The sequence below is a fragment of the Propionibacterium acidifaciens DSM 21887 genome, from assembly GCF_000426605.1.
GTDB classification, from domain to species: Bacteria; Actinomycetota; Actinomycetes; order Propionibacteriales; family Propionibacteriaceae; genus Propionibacterium; species Propionibacterium acidifaciens.
The window spans coordinates 155,933-172,437 of record NZ_AUFR01000001.1; the positions used below are offsets into that span (position 1 = coordinate 155,933).

The 16,505-nt window shown below is 73.0% G+C and carries 16 protein-coding genes; 8 read left to right on the forward strand and 8 right to left on the reverse strand.

What is annotated here, in order from left to right; translation table 11 throughout:
* The first annotated feature begins 1 nt into the window (after nucleotide 1).
* From K336_RS0100655 to K336_RS0100675, 5 genes are all read left to right on the forward strand, one after another.
* Nucleotides 2-937, forward strand: coding sequence for a F0F1 ATP synthase subunit gamma (locus K336_RS0100655; RefSeq protein ID WP_028706023.1), 936 nt, complete (start codon nucleotides 2-4; stop codon nucleotides 935-937).
* Complete coding sequence (atpD, locus tag K336_RS0100660) at nucleotides 938-2,389, forward strand: F0F1 ATP synthase subunit beta (protein WP_028706024.1); 1,452 nt, start codon at nucleotides 938-940, stop codon at nucleotides 2,387-2,389.
* Nucleotides 2,389-2,853: a F0F1 ATP synthase subunit epsilon gene (locus tag K336_RS16670; RefSeq protein WP_021796982.1), complete on the forward strand. Its 465-nt coding sequence runs from the start codon at nucleotides 2,389-2,391 to the stop codon at nucleotides 2,851-2,853. Before atpD ends, K336_RS16670 begins: the two co-directional genes overlap by 1 nt.
* Nucleotides 2,854-2,916: 63 nt before the next feature.
* The gene (locus K336_RS0100670; RefSeq protein WP_043120710.1) at nucleotides 2,917-3,384 is read left to right on the forward strand and encodes a DUF2550 domain-containing protein; all 468 of its coding nucleotides are present in this window, start codon (nucleotides 2,917-2,919) and stop codon (nucleotides 3,382-3,384) included.
* Nucleotides 3,385-3,399: 15 nt separating this feature from the next.
* Nucleotides 3,400-4,449, forward strand: coding sequence for a lipoate--protein ligase family protein (locus K336_RS0100675; protein WP_021796986.1), 1,050 nt, complete (start codon nucleotides 3,400-3,402; stop codon nucleotides 4,447-4,449).
* Nucleotides 4,450-4,480: 31 nt separating this feature from the next.
* Here the strand turns inward: K336_RS0100675 and K336_RS0100680 are convergent, their stop codons facing one another.
* Nucleotides 4,481-5,146, reverse strand: coding sequence for a cob(I)yrinic acid a,c-diamide adenosyltransferase (locus K336_RS0100680; RefSeq protein WP_028706026.1), 666 nt, complete (start codon nucleotides 5,144-5,146; stop codon nucleotides 4,481-4,483).
* A gap of 82 nt (nucleotides 5,147-5,228) precedes the next feature.
* Here K336_RS0100680 and K336_RS0100685 point away from each other — a divergent pair, with 82 nt between their 5' ends.
* A complete protein-coding gene (locus tag K336_RS0100685; RefSeq protein ID WP_021796979.1) occupies nucleotides 5,229-5,921 on the forward strand; it encodes a peptidylprolyl isomerase in 693 nt (230 codons plus the stop codon).
* Here the strand turns inward: K336_RS0100685 and K336_RS13365 are convergent.
* Nucleotides 5,908-6,762 (reverse strand): alpha/beta fold hydrolase, encoded by an 855-nt coding sequence (locus K336_RS13365; RefSeq protein WP_081660453.1) that lies wholly within the window; start codon nucleotides 6,760-6,762, stop codon nucleotides 5,908-5,910. The genes K336_RS0100685 and K336_RS13365 overlap by 14 nt on opposite strands.
* Nucleotides 6,759-7,037 carry a hypothetical protein gene (locus K336_RS19535; RefSeq protein ID WP_021796977.1) on the reverse strand — a complete coding sequence of 93 codons (279 nt, stop codon included), beginning with the start codon at nucleotides 7,035-7,037 and terminating at the stop codon, nucleotides 6,759-6,761. The genes K336_RS13365 and K336_RS19535 overlap by 4 nt, the downstream gene beginning before the upstream one ends.
* A 76-nt stretch (nucleotides 7,038-7,113) precedes the next feature.
* Between K336_RS19535 and nucS the strand changes: the two genes are divergently transcribed.
* Nucleotides 7,114-7,821 (forward strand): endonuclease NucS, encoded by a 708-nt coding sequence (nucS, locus tag K336_RS0100700; protein WP_021796976.1) that lies wholly within the window; start codon nucleotides 7,114-7,116, stop codon nucleotides 7,819-7,821.
* A gap of 45 nt (nucleotides 7,822-7,866) precedes the next feature.
* Here the strand turns inward: nucS and K336_RS16675 are convergent, their stop codons facing one another.
* The 5 genes from K336_RS16675 to K336_RS18265 all read right to left on the reverse strand — a co-directional run bounded on the left by K336_RS16675 (nucleotide 7,867) and on the right by K336_RS18265 (nucleotide 14,708).
* Nucleotides 7,867-9,504 carry a hypothetical protein gene (locus K336_RS16675; protein ID WP_051245269.1) on the reverse strand — a complete coding sequence of 546 codons (1,638 nt, stop codon included), beginning with the start codon at nucleotides 9,502-9,504 and terminating at the stop codon, nucleotides 7,867-7,869.
* Nucleotides 9,504-10,187 carry a lysophospholipid acyltransferase family protein gene (locus K336_RS13375; protein WP_051245270.1) on the reverse strand — a complete coding sequence of 228 codons (684 nt, stop codon included), beginning with the start codon at nucleotides 10,185-10,187 and terminating at the stop codon, nucleotides 9,504-9,506. Before K336_RS13375 ends, K336_RS16675 begins: the two co-directional genes overlap by 1 nt.
* 69 nt (nucleotides 10,188-10,256) lie before the next feature.
* A complete protein-coding gene (locus K336_RS13380) occupies nucleotides 10,257-12,926 on the reverse strand; it encodes a DUF2339 domain-containing protein (protein ID WP_043149913.1) in 2,670 nt (889 codons plus the stop codon).
* A gap of 244 nt (nucleotides 12,927-13,170) precedes the next feature.
* Nucleotides 13,171-13,617 carry a methylmalonyl-CoA epimerase gene (mce, locus tag K336_RS0100720; RefSeq protein ID WP_021797710.1) on the reverse strand — a complete coding sequence of 149 codons (447 nt, stop codon included), beginning with the start codon at nucleotides 13,615-13,617 and terminating at the stop codon, nucleotides 13,171-13,173.
* Between the two features lie 122 nt (nucleotides 13,618-13,739).
* A complete protein-coding gene (locus K336_RS18265) occupies nucleotides 13,740-14,708 on the reverse strand; it encodes a tetratricopeptide repeat protein (protein WP_021797703.1) in 969 nt (322 codons plus the stop codon).
* Between the two features lie 120 nt (nucleotides 14,709-14,828).
* Between K336_RS18265 and pgm the strand changes: the two genes are divergently transcribed.
* Nucleotides 14,829-16,460 carry a phosphoglucomutase (alpha-D-glucose-1,6-bisphosphate-dependent) gene (gene pgm, locus K336_RS0100730; RefSeq protein ID WP_028706028.1) on the forward strand — a complete coding sequence of 544 codons (1,632 nt, stop codon included), beginning with the start codon at nucleotides 14,829-14,831 and terminating at the stop codon, nucleotides 16,458-16,460.
* Nucleotides 16,461-16,505: the final 45 nt, after the last annotated feature.

Below are 16,505 nucleotides of genomic sequence, written 5' to 3' on the forward strand. Positions count from 1 at the left end.
CATGCCCGCATCCCTGCGCGAACTGCGGCAGCGCAAGAACTCCGTGGCCACGACGATGAAGATCACGAAGGCCATGGAGCTCATCGCCGCCTCCCGCGTCACGAGGGCCCGGCGGAAGGCTCGCAACTCGGACGAGTACACGCGCGAGCTGGTCCGGGCGGTCTCCTCGGCCGCGGCCTACTCCCGCGTGAGCCACCCGCTGACGAACGACATCACGACGGCCACCCGCGTCGCCGTGCTCGTGGTGAACTCCGACCGGGGCCTGGCCGGGGGCTACCCGGCCAATGTCATGCGGGCGGCCGGGGGCCTCGTCGACCGGCTGCACGAGCTCGGCCGCGAGGTCGACATCTACACGGTCGGGCGCAAGGCACAGGAGTACTTCGCCTACCGCAGCGTCGAGCTGACCGGTTCCTGGACCGGGTTCAGCGAGGAGCCCCACTACGAGCACGCCTTCGAGATCGGCAGCACCCTCATCGACGCCTTCCTGCGACCGACCGACGAGGGCGGCGTCGACTCGATCCACGTGGTGTTCACCCGCTTCCGGTCGCTCGTGACGCAGGAGACCGAGATCATCCGGCTGCTGCCGCTCAAGATCGTCCGGGACAGTGGGGACGTGGCCGAGAGCCCCGACGTGGCGCTGGAGCGGCCCGAGGGCTTCGTCCCGCCGTACCTGTTCGAGCCGGACCCCGAGACCGTGCTCGACGCGCTCCTGCCGCTGTACGTCATCGACCGCATCAAGTACATGCTGCGCGAGTCCGCCGCCTCCGAGCTGGCGGCCCGGCAGCAGGCCATGCACTCGGCCACCGACAACGCCAGGACCCTCATCGACACGCTCACGCGGCAGGCCAACCAGGCGCGTCAGGGCGAGATCACCCAGGAAATCAACGAAATCGTGGGCGGCGCAGGAGCGTTGTCCGAATCCACGCAGGAGATCTGAATGACTGTCACAGCACAAGCTCCCGATCCCGCCACGACGACGGTCAACGGCCGCGTCGTCCGCGTCATCGGCGCCGTCGTCGACGTCGAGTTCCCTGACGGCCGCATCCCCGAGATCAACAACGCCCTCCACGTGACCTTCGACGCCGGCGAGGGCAGCCGCACGATCACCCTCGAGGTGGCGCTGCAGATCGGCGGCAACACGGTGCGCTGCATCTGCCTCAAACCCACCGACGGCCTGCGCCGCGGCACCGAGGTCGTCGACACCGGCGCCCCGATCAGCGTGCCCGTCGGCGAGGTCACGAAGGGCCACGTGTGGAACGCCACCGGCGACGTCCTCAACGTCGACCCCGCCACCGTCAGCGTCCAGGAGCGCTGGCCGATCCACCGCGACCCTCCGCCGTTCGATGTGCTGGAGCCCAGCACCCAGATGCTGGAGACCGGGCTCAAGGTCCTCGACCTGCTCACCCCGTACGTCCAGGGCGGCAAGATCGGGCTGTTCGGCGGCGCCGGCGTGGGCAAGACGGTGCTCATCCAGGAGATGATCTACCGCATCGCCCACAACTTCGGCGGCACCTCGGTGTTCGCCGGCGTCGGCGAGCGCACCCGCGAGGGCAACGACCTCATCCACGAGATGGACGAGGCCGGTGTGCTCAAGGACACCGCCCTCGTCTTCGGTCAGATGGATGAGCCCCCGGGCACCCGGCTGCGCGTCGCCCTGAGTGCCCTCACGATGGCAGAGTACTTCCGCGACGTCCAGAGCCAGGACGTGCTGCTGTTCATCGACAACATCTTCCGCTTCACCCAGGCCGGTTCGGAGGTCTCCACGCTGCTGGGCCGCATGCCCTCGGCGGTGGGCTACCAGCCCAACCTGGCCGACGAGATGGGCCAGCTCCAGGAGCGCATCACCTCGACGCGCGGCCACTCCATCACCTCGATGCAGGCCATCTACGTGCCGGCCGACGACTACACCGACCCGGCCCCGGCCACGACCTTCGCGCACCTGGACGCCACGACCGAGCTGAGCCGCGAGATCGCCTCGCGCGGCCTGTACCCGGCCGTCGACCCGCTGACCAGCACGAGCCGGCTGCTCGCCCCCGAGTACGTCGGCAAGGAGCACTACGAGGTCGCCACGCAGGTCAAGCAGATCCTCCAGCGCAACAAGGAGCTCCAGGACATCATCGCCATCCTCGGCATCGACGAGCTGAGCGAGGAGGACAAGATCGTCGTTTCCAGGGCCCGCCGCGTCCAGCAGTTCCTGTCCCAGAACACCTACATGGCGACGAAGTTCACCGGCGTCGAGGGCTCCACCGTCCCCCTCGCTCAGACCATCGAGAGCTTCAAGATGATCTGCGAGGGCAAGTGCGACGAGGTCCCCGAGCAGGCCTTCTTCAACGTCGGCGATCTCGACGACGTCTACAAGAAGTGGGACCAGCTCAAGAAGGAGTCCTGATGTCCACCCCCCTCGAGGTCACGGTGGTCGCCGCCGAGGGCAGGGTCTGGGAGGGCCGTGCCATCAGCGTCGTCGCCCGGACCACCGAAGGCGACATCGGCATCCTGGCCAACCACGCGCCGATCATGGCCGCCCTCGTGCCGTGCGCGGTGAAGATCACGCGCGTCGACGGGGTCACCGAGGTCGTCGCCGTCTCCGACGGCTTCATCTCGGTCTTCAGCAACCACGTTTCGCTGCTGAGCGCCTTCGGCGAGATCTCCTCGAAGATCTCCGTCGACCAGGCGCGCAGCACTATCGCCCACCTGCACGGCGTCGTCGACTCGGGCGAGGCCGACCAGAGCCAGGTCCGCGAGTACAACCACGCCATCGCCCAGGTGCGGGCCGCCTCGACGGCGGCCGCGCTCGCCGGGGGAGGACAGGTCGAGGTCACCCCTGCCCCGGTCCGGGTCGTCGACCAGGACTGACGACGATGCCCCTGGTCCGCTCGGTGTTGGCCACTCCGGCGCAGGGCGGGTAGGTTTCTGGCCATGGACAGGGGAGGGATGGTCGTCGGGCTCGCGGCACTGGTCTTCGTCGCCGTCGCCCTGCTGTGCGTCCTCGGCGCCCTCCGCATCCGGTGGATCTGGTCGCGCGGCGGCGTCTTCGAGTGTCAGCTGCGCCAGGAGCGCCCGGTCGTGCGCCCCTGGCACTCCGGCCTGGCCCGCTACGAGGGCAACCATCTGGGCTGGTACCGGGTGCTGTCCCTCGGACGGCGCCCGAACGTCGTGATCCACCGCCGCCAGGCGGAGCTGGTCGAGTACCGCCCACCCGCCGAGGCCGACCTCCAAAGGCTCACGGTCGGCCAGCAGGTCGTTGCCGTCGCCCAGCGCACCGGCCCCAGCGGGCACGCGCTGTGGCAGTTGGGCATGGACACCGAGTGCCTCACCGGCTTCATGAGCTGGCTCGAGGCGGGCCCTCCCGGCGAGGGCCGCCGCCACCAGACGAACCCGAGATGAACGAGGAGACGCGCCGTGCGCGGTGAGTACAAGGTCCGGGGCGGCAAGCTCGTCGTCGTCCAGGTCGATGAGGTCGACGGCCGCTACGCGAACGCCCACCTGTCGGGCGACTTCTTCCTCGAACCCGACGAGGCCCTCGAGCGGATCAACGCCGGCATCGACGGGGTCCCCACCTCGGCCTCCGTGGCGGAGCTGACCGACGCCATCCGCGCCGCCCTCGACGAGGACGTGCGCATGGTCGGCTTCGACCCGCAGGCCGTCGCCATCGCCGCCCGCCGCGCGGTGGGCGGGGCCATCGGCTGGGACGACCTCGCCTTCGAGGTCATCGGCCCGAGGGTCATGGACCCGGCCATGCACGTCGCGCTCGACGAGGTCTTCCCCGCCGAGCTGTCCTCGGGCGCCCGGGGCCCGGTCCTGCGCTTCTGGGACTGGGACTCCCCGCTCGTCGTCATCGGCTCCTTCCAGTCCGTGCACAACGAGATCGACGCTGACAACGCCGCCCGGTACGGCATCCGGGTCGTGCGCCGCATCACCGGCGGCGGCGCCATGTTCATGGAGCCGGGCAACTGCATCACCTACTCGCTCACCGTGCCCGGCGCGCTCGTCGAGGGGCTCAGTTACGAGCAGTCCTACGCCTATCTTGACGACTGGGTGCTCGGCGCCCTCGCCGAGGTCGGCATCCACGCCGTCTACCGGCCGCTCAACGACATCGCCAGCGACAAGGGCAAGATCGGCGGCGCGGCCCAGCGCCGACTCACCGACGGCACCGTCCTGCACCACGTGACGATGAGCTACGACATCGACGCCGAGAAGATGATGCAGGTGCTGCGCATCGGCCGCGAGAAGCTCTCCGACAAGGGGACGAGGAGCGCCAACAGGCGCGTCGACCCCATGCGCTCGCAGACGGGCCTGTCCCGCGCCGAGCTCTTCCGGCGCTTCATCGCCCACTTCATGGGCCGCTACGACGCCGTCGAGTCGGACTACCGCCCCGAGGAGCTCGCCCGGGCCCGGCGGCTGCTCGACGAGAAGTTCACCACCGAGGAGTGGACCCGCCGCGTGCCGTGACGTCCCGTTCCGCTTGGCGGGACGGGACGGATCACTGCGCGCCGGCGGAGCGGTGCACCGGCCTCGCGGCGGCGACCTGCTCGGCGTGCGCGGCGTTGCGCTCACCGCCGGGCAGCCACAGCACCTCATCGTGCCCGGCGACCAGGTTCGCGTAGCGCGCCATGGTGAACAGCAGGTCGGACAGACGGTTGAGGTATTTCACGGCCAACAGGCTGACCCCGCCGTGCGGTTCGGCCCGCTCGTCCTCGGGGCCGAAGGCCTCGACGGCCTCCCAGGCCCTGCGCTCGGCGCGGCGGGCGAGCGACCGGGCGATGTGCAGCTGGGCCGCCAGGGGGCAGCCGCCGGGCAGGATGAACGAGCGCAGGTTCGGCAGCGGCTCCCCGAACTCGTCGCACCAGCGCTCGAGACGGTCGATCGAGGACTGGACGACGCGCAACGGCTCCCACTCGGGGTTCGCGACGACGGGATTGGACAGATCGGCGCCGACGTCGAACAGCTCGTTCTGGATGAGGACGAGCGCCTCGCGGAGCTTCTCGTCAGGCCCGAGCGCGAGCGCCACGCCGAGGGCAGAGTTGGTCTCGTCGGTGCAGCCGTAGGCCTCCACGCGAGGGTCGGTCTTGGCCGTCTCCTCGTTGTTCGACAGCCTCGTCCTGCCGGCGTCGCCGGTGCGCGTGTAGATGCGTGTGAGATTCACCATGGGCTCAGGGTAACCGGCATGGCGCGCCGTGCAGAAGGGCCCGGAGGATGGCACCCTGTGAGGCAGCAGGGAGGTCGATGAGATGGGCAGGACGACGACGCTCGTGGGGATCGCGGCGGCGACCGCGCTGGTGCTGGGCGGGTGCGCGAGCGCCCCGACGCCCGGGGGCCCCGGGACCGGGTCGGCCTCCGTGGCCCGCGTCACCTGCGAGTACACCGTCACCGGTGGCCCGGCGCGGCCCGTCGACCCGCCGAACGGGGAGCAGGTGCCGGCCTCCGGCACCGCCACCGTCACGCTGTCGATGGGCGCCGGGACGATCACCGTCACCCTCGACCGCTCCGCGGCCCCCTGCGCGGTGCACTCCTTCGAGTCGCTGGCCGAGCAGGGCTACTACACCGGCTCGGGATGCCACCGGCTGACCACGGCGGGGCTGTTCGTCCTCCAGTGCGGCGATCCCGGCGGCACCGGCAAGGGCACCTCCGGCTACGGCCTCAGCCCCGAGACGGGCTCGCCGCTGGTCAGCTGCTCGGACGGGGACCGCACCGAGTGCGGCTACCCGGCGGGCACGGTCGCGCTGGCCGATCCCGAGCACGACGGGGGCCAGTTCTTCATGACCTACGCCGACTCGACGATCTCCGGCGACCACCCCGTGCTCGGCACCGTCGACGAGGCGGGCCGGCAGGTGCTCTCGCAGATCGCCGAGAAGGGCTTCGCCCAGGGCGCCTCGCCCTCCCCGGCTGCGGACACGACGCTGCGACGGGTCACGCTGGGCTGAGACCGCCTCCGGGGCGCGTGGGGCGAGTCCCCGCACCGGCGCTCCACGGGGCGAGGAAGGCCCGCAGCAGCCCGATGAAGACCTGCGGACGGTCGGCGTGCACCCAGTGGCCCGCGCCCCGGACGCGGACCAGCCGGACGCGGGGGAAGAGCGCGCGCATGACCGGTTCGTGGCGGTCCTGCACGTAGTCGGAGTCGGCTCCGGCGACCCACAGCACAGGGCCGTCCCAGTGGGCGCCCGCCATGTCGGGGAAGCCGCACACGACGTCCAGCTCGGCGCGCAGCAGGCGCGGGTCGCCGAGCCACGCCCATCCCGGCCCGTCGTCGGTGCGTCGCAGGTTCTGCAGGACGAAGCCGCGGACCGTCGGATCGGGGATGGCCGGGGCGAGCGCCTCGTCCGCCTCGGCGCGTGAGCGCAGCCGCGTCAGGTCGAGCGCCAGCATCGCGTCGATGATCCGGCCGAAGGACTCGGCGCCGTCGTGGTCGACGGGTGAGACGTCGACGACGACGAGCCCGGCGACGAGGTCGGGGTGGCGCAGGGTCAGGCACATGGCGATCTTGCCGCCCATCGAGTGGCCGACGAGGACGACGGGGCGCTCGGCGGCGCCGCGGGCGCGCAGCTCGGCGGCGATGACGTCGGCCAGCTCCAGGTAGTCGACGTGCTCGGTCCGCCCCGAACGGCCGTGGTTCGGCACGTCGACGAGCAGGCTCGTTGCCAGGTCCGCGATGCCCCTGGCCGCCGTGGACAGGTTCTGGCCCTGGCCGAGCAGGCCGTGGAGGAGGACGACCGGCACCGGGCCGGAGCCGATCGTCGCGGTGTGCAGCCCGACGGCCCCGCTCACGGGCGGCGCTCCCAGCAGGAGCCGTGGAAGTGGCGGCGGAAGTCCAGGCCCGAGCCGGAGCCGATCGGCGGGGTGTGCGGCCAGGCGACGACGTGGGCGGTGCCCGCGGAGACGATCCCGTCGCACTCGGGGCAGCGGTAGTCCTTCGTCGACCGCCCGGCGCGGATCCGGCGCACGACCCAGCGGCCGTCGCGCTTGACGGCGCTGGTCGGGTACGAGGCGAGCCGCAGCGGGCGCGCGGGGCGCGTGTGCTTGCTCGGACGACGGTGTGCCACGCCCCAAGACTAGTCGGGCGCCGGGCCCGTGCCCGGCGCCGCACCGGCGGGGCGGCGCTGCTGATACCGTGGTCGGGTGCGTTTGGTGATTGCCCGGTGCCAGGTCGACTACGGCGGCAAGCTCACGGCCCATCTGCCGATGGCCACCCGCCTCATCATGATCAAGGCCGACGGGGCCGTGTCCGTCCATGCCGATGACCGCGCTTACAAGCCGCTCAACTGGATGACCCCGCCGTGCACGCTCACCGTCCGGGATGCGCCGGCCGACCTCGCCGCGACGACGGCCGAGCTGGACGAGCGGATCGACCAGGTGTGGACGGTCCGGGGCGGCGAGGACACCCTCCAGATCGCCATCGCCGAGATCATCGACGACAGCGAGTACGATCTGGGCGTCGAGCCCGGGCTGCGCAAGGACGGCGTCGAGGCCCATCTGCAGGCCCTGCTGGCGGAGAACCCCGGCACCTTCGGTGAGGGCTTCACGCTCGTGCGCCGCGAGTACCCGACCCCCATCGGGCCGGTCGACATCATGCTCCACGACGCCCGGGGCGCCTACGTGGCGGTCGAGGTGAAGCGGCGCGGCGAGATCGACGGCGTCGAGCAGCTCACCCGCTACCTCAAGATGATGAACCGCGACCCGCTCATCGCGCCCGTCAGCGGTGTCCTCGCGGCTCAGGAGATCAAGCCGCAGGCGCGCGTCCTGGCGGCCGACCGCGGCATCACCTGCCTCACCGTCGACTACGACGCGCTGCGCGGCATCGACAACGCCGCCGAGCGGCTCTTCTGAGCCGAGGGCCGTCGAGCGGCCGCCCCTCCTCCGCCCGGGCGTCCCTCAGCGGCGCTTCCTCCCGTGCTGCTGGGCGGCCGGTGCCGCGACGACCTCCTCGGTGTTGATGAGGGCGGTCGGCTCGTCGGCGGCGGCCCCGGCGTCCTCGGGCGGGGCCTCCTTGAGCCACTCCTCGTTGTCGGTGATGTGGACCTCGCGGGTGTCCTCGGCGTCCTCGTCGCCCCGGTCGTCCCCGCCCTCGGGCAGGGCGACGTCGACCGGGGGCTCCGCCCCGTCCGCGTCGGCGAAGTCCTCGGCGGCCTCCTCGCCGAGCTCGCGGATGTCGGCGAGCTGGGCTACGAGGGTGTCCTTGCGCAGCTGGAGGGCGTTGGTCTCGCGTTGGAGCTGCTCCTTGCGCCAGGAGTACTGCTCCTCGAGGCGGTCCTTCATCATGGCCGACTGGCGGTTGGCCGCGGCGACGGTCGCCTCGGCCGTGTTCGCGGCCTCGATCTTGATCTGCTCGGCGTTCTCGAGCGCCTCGTCGGTGATCCTGCGGGCCTCCTCGGTCTGCTTCTGCACCGAACGGGTGGACTCCTCGGTCGCCTTCGTCGCGGCCGCGTAGAGCTCGGCGATCTCGGCGCGCATCTGCTCGGCCTGGGCGGTGGCCTCCTCCTGGCGCGCCCGGGCCGCCTCGTTGGCCTCGACGCGGATGGCGTCTGCCCCGGCGCGGGCCTCCTCGAGGATCTTCTCGGCCTGCCCCTGGGCGGCGCTCGCGGTGTCCGCGGCCAGCCGGCCCGCCTTCGACGTCGTCTCGGAGGCCTCGGCGCGGGCGGAGCGCAGCAGATCGGCAGCCTCCTGCTCGGCCTTCGTCCGCGTCTCGGAGGCCTCGGTGCGCGCCGAGGCGAGCAGGTCCTCCGCCTCGGCGGTGGCGTCGGCCTTGATCCGCTCGGCCTCGGCGGTGGCGTCGGCCTTGATCCGCTCGGCCTCGGCGGTGGCGTCGGCGATGATCCGCTCGGCCTGCGTGCGCGCGGAGCCGGTGATCTGGTCGGCCTCGTTGCGCGAGGCGGTCGCCGCGTCGGCGGCCTCCTTGGCGAGCTGGTTGCGGGAGGCCTCGGCCTCGCCCTCGGCGGTGCGGCGCGTCATGGCGGCGGTGTGCTCGGCCTCGTCCGTGATCGTCCGGGCCTGGCGCTGGGCCGTCTCGACGAGAGTGCCGGCCTGGGCCTTGGCCTCGTCGAGGACGGCCTGGCTCTGGCGCTGGAGCTCCTCGCGCATCGTGCGCAGATTCGTCATGCCGGAGACGCGGATGTCGTCGGCCTCGGTCTGGGCGTTCGCGCGCAGGTCGGCCGCGACGCGGCGGCCCTCCTCCTTGATCCGCTCGGCCTCGATGCCCGCCTTCGAGACGAGGTCGTCGGATTGAGCCTCGGCGGCGCGCAGCAGCGCGGTGGCGTGCGCGCCGAGCCGGGTGAAGTCGGTGGTGCCCTGCTGGGCCTTGAGCGACTCGAGGTCGCGCAGCCGGTCGCGGTTGAGTTGACGCGCCGCGGCGAGACGGCGCTCGAGGTCGCGCACGTAGTTGTCGACCGAGCTGCGGTCGTATCCCATCATGGCGTGCGGGAAGCTGCCCGCGGCGCTGGCCCGGTCGTCGAAGAGGTTGAGGCCGGTCTCCTCGCTGAACTCGTCAGCGCCGGCGTCGGTGTAATCGCTCATCAAAAGCTCCTGAGGAAGGTCATCTGAAGGGTACCAACGGGGCGGGCCCGTCGCGCCGCGGACTCGCCGCCCCGGACACCGGGCTCAGCGGTGCGGCCCGGTCGGGGCCCGGCGCCCGGCGTCCTCCTCGCGCAGGCGGAGCCCGGAGCGCCTGGCCGGGACGACGCGCCGAAGCGCGCGCAGGAGGCGCGGATCGCGTCCATGTCGGCCCGCACGTCGTCGGTCATCGTCAGCGTGGGGCCGATCTCGACCTCCCCGCGCGCCGGGTCGATCCCCGCCGGCGTGACGGGCGGCCCGGCGGCGAGGGCGATCCTGCGGAATCCCGACCGGCCAGTGCGCGCGTGGCGAACGGGTGCCCTTCGGCGCGATGACGAGCTGGAAGCGGTCGCCCCCGCCCGGGCGACGAGCTCGTCGACGAGACCGCCGGGACGGGAGCGGTCGACGCCGATGCCGCCCATGGCCCGGATGAGGGGGCCTGCGGGGCCCCTGACCCAGGAGTCCTTGATGAGCACCTTCATCGGCATCCCGTAGTGCCAGGCGACGCCGAGGAGGGCGATGAAGTCCCAGTTGCCCGTGTGGGGCGCGCCGAGGAAGACGCCCGGCTCGGACGGCGGCTCGTGGCCGACGAGACGGTAGGGGGACAGGCGCCAGCCGAGACCGGCCAGGCCGCGACGGATTCTCATGACACCATCGTGCCGCACCGCCCGTTCGGGGACGCCCGGTCCGCCGGACCAGGTGCGCCCCACGGCCCCTCAGCCGCCGTTCCGGACCGGCGGTCCGCCGGGCCAGGGCGTCGGCCCCTGCGGCGCCCACCCGGGGGCGCCCTGCTGCTGGGGCCGGGCGGGGCCCTGCTGCCAGGCCACGGCCTGCTGGGCTGCCGGCGGCGCGGCCTGCGCGGCGGGGGAGGGGGCGCCCCACTGGGCGTCCGCCCGCGCGTAGAGGACGGACAGCCCGAAGCAGACGAGGCCGCCCACGAGCAGCGCGAGGACCCTCGTGAGGGAGCTCTGCGCCCCGAGGTCCCAGAAGGCGAACCTGAGGACCATGAGGATGACGAGGCACAGCCCGTAGAGGCGCACGGCCCGGGCCCTCCGGCGGAAACCGAGGACGATCGCCAGGGCCCCGGAGACGAGCATCGCGACCCCGGCGGCCGCGCCCGTCACGGCCGTGTCTCTCACGAGGAGGGTCGCCGCGACCACGAGCCAGGTGCCGACGAGGGCCGCGACGAGGCCGTGGAACGGCAGCGCGAGCAGTGGGGCCAGCAGCCACACGACAGCGACCGCGAGGGCGAGGGTCGCCGCTCCGAGGACGATGCGCTGGCCCTGCGCGGCGGCGACCCCGTCGGGCGCCGCGGCGTCCAGCAGCGTCCAGTTCCAGGACCACGCCCACGCGACGAGTGCGAGGATGACGGAGGCCCACGAGGAGGGACGGGTGCGGCCGGTGCCGGTGACGGGCCGGGCGCGGTCCCCGGCGTGCCGGCCGGCGAGCAGGGCGAGGGGACGGTGCAGCCCCTGGCCCAGGCCGAGCGCGGCGAGCAGGACGAGGGCGGCCGCCGAGAGCCCCCAGCCCAGGGCCGGTACCCACCGCTGCGGGAGGCCGAGCCCGCCGGCCGTCGCAGCGGCGGTCAGGGGGACCCGCCACACGAGCAGGGCCGCCACGACGAGGGTGGTCGGGCGCACGGCGCCATTGCCCGGCAGGAGATGATCGGCGAGCAGGACGAGGCAGACGACGGCGAGGGCGTTGGCGAGGACGACGACGGAGTCGTCCCAGCGGTTCGCCGCCACCGCCTGGACGAGCACCGCGAGGAGGCCGAGGACCCACGCCCCCGACACGTCGCCGGCCAGGAGCACCGAGACCTCGGCGAGCAGGGCGACGAGCAGGAGCTCGCCGAGCAGCGGCGCCGGCAGGCCGCCCAGGGGCGAGCCGATCAGCCCCGCCAGGAGAGCCGCGGCGAGGAGGCAGTGGCCCGCCCATGCGGCGAACGTCGGGCGCACGGCCGGCAGGAGCCGGGCGAGCGCGGCGGCGCCGAGCACGGCCAGGAGCAGATGGGAGCTCGTGCGCGAGTCCAACGGGGCGTCCGGAAGGGCGATGAGGCGGACGAACAGGACGGCGAGGACGAGGGGCGCGCCCAGCCAGGCGGCCCCCCACGGGTTCGAGGGCCGAGCGGCCGGGCTCGGCCCCTGCCCGTCCCGGTCGGCCGGCGGAGCCTCCCGGAGGTCCTGCGCGGCGCGGGCGCAGGCGGTGAGGACGAGCAGGTGCGCGACGAGGACGCCGACGAGCAGCCCCGTGGCTGCGGCCGTCCCCGGCACTGAGATCCGGTGGGCGCCCTCGAAGGGCGCGAGGACCGCGGTGACGACGACGAGGAGGAGGGGCGCGACGAGGTGGGCGGGTCGTGCCGTCGGCGGCACGACCCGGACCACGACGGCCGACGCGAGGGCCGTCGCGCCGACGTAGGAGACCATGAGGAGCAGGGCGAGCAGGGACTCCTGGGGACGCGCGGCGGCCTGCCCGGCGGCGAGCGCCGCCGTCGCCACGCCGCCGAGGGCGGCGATGACCGTCGTGAGGACGAGGCGGGTGCACGCGGCGAGGACGATGAGCACCAGGGTCCACGCGCCCAGCGCGGCGAAGGCGGGGACGGCCGGGACGATCCCCAGCAGACAGGCCCCCATGAGCCCGACGAACCCGAGACCGCCGCCGATCCCCATGACCGTCGCGGCGTGGAGGCCGCTGACATGCCGACGCAGCGCCAGCCACGTCCCCGTGGCGGTGAGCCCGACGCCGAGGGCCAGCACCGCGCCAACCTTGACCGTGTCGGGGATCGCATCCCAGAGCATCGCGACGAGGGTCGCCCCCGAGAGGATGACGAGGAGGGCCGCCGCGCCCGCGAGGAGGTACGTGCCGACGCGGCTCTCCGTGCGGGCTGGGCGCGACGGCGCCGCGGTGAGGGGGTCCTGCCCCCGGGGAACGGGGCCGGGCGCGCCGGTCCACGAGGGGGCGGCAGGCGGCACGGTCCAGGGACCCGGAGGCGGGGCCTGCGGCGGGACGCCCGTCCGCTGGGGCGGTGGCGGCACGGCCGGGGCGCCCATCGCCGGGACGACGGGCATCGCCGGGGCCGCGAGGCCTGGCATCGCGACCGGGGCTGGGGTCGGCGCCTGCGGCGGGACGCCCGTCCGCTGGGGCGGTGGCGGTACGACCGGGGCGCCCATCGCCGGCGGGACCACGGGCATCGCCGGCGGGGTCGGGGCGGGCGCCGCCGCCCCACCAGGCGGGGCATGCGTCCGCGGGGCGTCGGCGTGCAGGCCCGCCTCGATGGATGCGAGGCGTCCCTCGAGGGCGCCGAGCCGTGCGTCGATCCCCCTGAGGGCCTCGAGGACGTCATCCGAGAAGGGCGCCGGGTCCGTTCCCATCGTCTTCTCCTCATCCACGGCGGCCTCTCCTTCTGCCGATGGGTCGGACCGTCTGGGTCGGACCACCACGTTCCCCCATCGTACGGGCAGTCCGGCGGGGGAGAGGACCATCACGAGCGGCGGGGCGGCGGCGCAGGGCACCCGGGTCCGGGGCCACTCCCCGGGCGCCGATGGCGGCGCGGACGCGACCGTGGCGCGCCTCGACAGGGCGCGCCACGGATGATCCGCCGCCGGACCGTCATCGGCCGGGGCTCGGGAGGACTCAGTTCTTCGGGTACTGGGTGAGCTCGATGAGCACGCCGCGACCCGACTTCGGGTGCATGAAGTTGATGCGGTTGCCGCCGGTGCCGACCCGCGGCTCGTCGTAGAGCAGGCGCACGCCGCGCTCGCGCAGGGTGGCGCTCACGGCGTCGATGTCGTCGACGCGCCACGCCATGTGGTGCAGGCCCGCGCGGCCGTTGTTCTTCTCGAGCCACTTGGCGGTGGTGGAGGTCTCGCTGATCGGGCTGATCATCTGGACCTGGGTCATGTCGGGGGTCAGCTCGGCGGCGGGGGCCATCATGATCTCGAGAATCCCCTGGTCGGGGTTCTCCTCACGATGGATCTCGTGCCAGCCGAAGGTCTCGATGTAGAACTTCGCGGCTTCGTCGGCATCGGGGCACGCGTAGGCGACATGGTCGATGCAGGTGAAGAGATCTTCGTTTTCCATGGGGACATCATCGCACAGACCGGCCGACCTGGCGCCGTCGGGCGGCATTGGTCACGGGCCCTGCCCCCGGCCCGGCGGGACCGGCCGCGGACCCCGTGCCCCGGCGCCGGGGCACGGGGCGCTCAGAAGAGCGCCCGGCCCAGGTCGCGGCGGGCGGCCAGCAGCACCGGGTCGGCCGGGTCCATCGTCTCGAAGAGCTCGAGGACGCGCACGCGCACGCGCTCCCGGTCCTCGCCCGCGGTGGTGCGCACGAGGCCGATGAGGCGCTCGAAGGCGCGGGCCGCGTCGCCGGCGATGATCTGGGCGTCGGCGGCGGCGAACGCCTTGTCGATGTCCTGCGGATCGGCGTCGGCGGCGGCGACGGCGTCCCGGGCGTCGCCGGAGGCGCCGCGCAGGAGCATCGAGGCGGTGGCCCGAGCGGCGGCCGCCTCGTGGTCCTTCGGGTTCGCCGCGAGGAGTCTGTCGTACTCGGCGATGGCGGTGGCGTAGTCGCCGGCGGCCATCGCGTCGTCGGCCCTGGCGAAGCGCGGGTCGGGGCCGTCCTCGGGGTGCGACACGGGGGCGACGCGGCCCGCCACGCCGTTGGCGACGGCCATGTCGAGCACCTGCTTCATGACGGCGCGGACCTGCTGCTCGTCGGCGGTGCCCTGGAAGAGCGGGGCGACCTGACCGCCGATGACCGCGACGACGGTCGGGACGGCTTGCACACCGAGGGCCTGGGCAATGCCCGGCTGGGTGTCGACGTCGACGGTGGCGAGCAGCCAGCGGCCCGCGTCGCCGTCGGAGACTCTCGTGAGCGTCTCCCGGAACCGTCGGCAGCCCGGGTCGGAGCCCGACAGGAGCGCGATGACCACGGGGTGGTTCATGGACTGCTGGAGCACGGAATTCAGCTCGGCCTGGGTGACCTCGACCGCATAGCTGCCCACGCCGGCGGCCGGGCCGGAGGGGTCCTGCTCGGCGGGGGCCCGGGCCGCCAGCTGGGACAGATCGATGGCGCCGGGACGACTGAACGAGGCGTTGGCGGCGGGTGCTGCGGCGCCCTGACGCTGCGGCGCGTCGGAGGCCCTGTGCGGATTGACCGGTTGACTCATGCATCCATTGTTCCACCGGGCGATCGGGGTCCGGTCGGTCCCCGGATCGGGGGACGATTGGGGCCGGGTCGCTGCACGAACCCCCTGCGCGGTGCGGTCCGGGTGAGAGAGAATGGGGCCATGGCACATGAACGCGCCGGGCAACCGGCTCTCCCCTCCGATCTGATCAACGTCGACGAAGTGATCGGCGCCTACTACGACATGAAGCCCGACCCCGCCGATCCCGACCAGCAGGTCGTCTTCGGCACCTCGGGCCACCGCGGCTCCAGCCTCGACGGCGCCTTCAACGAGGCGCACATCGCGGCGATCACCCGGGCGATCGTCGAGTACCGGGCCTCGCAGGGCACCACTGGCCCGCTGTTCATCGCGAAGGACACCCACGGCCTGTCCCTACCGGCGTGGAAGACCGCCATCGAGGTGCTCGTCGCCGCCGGCGTGCACGTCATCGCCGAGCGCGAGGACGAGTACACGCCCACCCCGGCCCTGTCGCGCGCCGTCATCGTCCACAACCGCGGCCGCAGCGCCGACCTGGCCGACGGCATCGTCGTGACGCCCTCGCACAACCCGCCGCGCGACGGCGGCTTCAAGTACAACCCGCCGAACGGCGGCCCGGCCGACACCGACGCCACCGGCTGGATCGCCGCCCGCGCCAACGAGCTGCTCGCCGACCCGGGCTCCATCGAGCGCATCCCCTACGAGCGGGCCGCCTCCCAGGTGGAGCGCCACGACTACCGCACCGCCTACTGCGAGGATCTCGTCAACGTCGTCGACATCGAGGCCATCAGGGCCTCGGGCCTGCGCATCGGGGCCGACCCGCTCGGCGGCGCCTCGGAGCAGTACTGGGAGTACATCTCCGAGAGGCTCATCCCCTCGATGACCGTCGTCAACAGGGTCATCGACCCCACCTGGTACTTCATGACGCTCGACACCGACGGCAAGATCCGGATGGACTGCTCGAGCCCGAACGCCATGGCCTCGCTCGTGCGCAACAAGGACGCGTACGACATCGCCACCGGCAACGATGCGGACTCGGACCGTCACGGCGTCGTGACGCCCGACGCCGGCCTCATGAACCCCAACCACTACCTGTCCGTCGCCATCGAGTACCTGTACGGGAACCGTCCGGGCTGGCCCGCCGGCACCGCCATCGGCAAGACCCTCGTGTCCAGCTCGATGATCGACAACGTGGCCGCCAAGCTCGGTCGCACGCTCGTCGAGGTGCCCGTCGGCTTCAAGTGGTTCGTCCCCGGCCTCATCAGCGGCGACCTCGGCTTCGGGGGCGAGGAGTCCGCAGGCGCCTCCTTCCTCGAGCTCGGCGGCGCCACGTGGACGACCGACAAGGACGGCCTCATCATGGATCTCCTGGCCGCCGAGATCACCGCGAGGACCGGCCAGACCCCGAGCCAGCACTACGCGAAGCTGGCCGCCGAGTTCGGCGACTACCACTACGCCCGCGTCGACTCCGACGCCACCCGTGAGCAGAAGGCCCGGCTCAAGGCCCTCTCACCCGCCGACGTGAAGGCCACCGAGCTCGCCGGCGACCCGATCACCCACATCTACACCGAGGCCCCCGGCAACGGCGCGGCGATCGGCGGCGTCAAGGTGACGACCGACGGCGGCTGGTTCGCGGCCCGCCCCTCGGGCACCGAGGACAAGTACAAGATCTACGCCGAGTCCTTTCGCAGCGCCGAGCACCTGGCCCAGCTGCAGGAGGGTGCCCGGCAGGTGGTCTCGGAGGTCCTCGCGGGCTGACCGCTGCTCCACCGGGGGCCGGGCCGAGGGCCCGGCCCCCGGTCG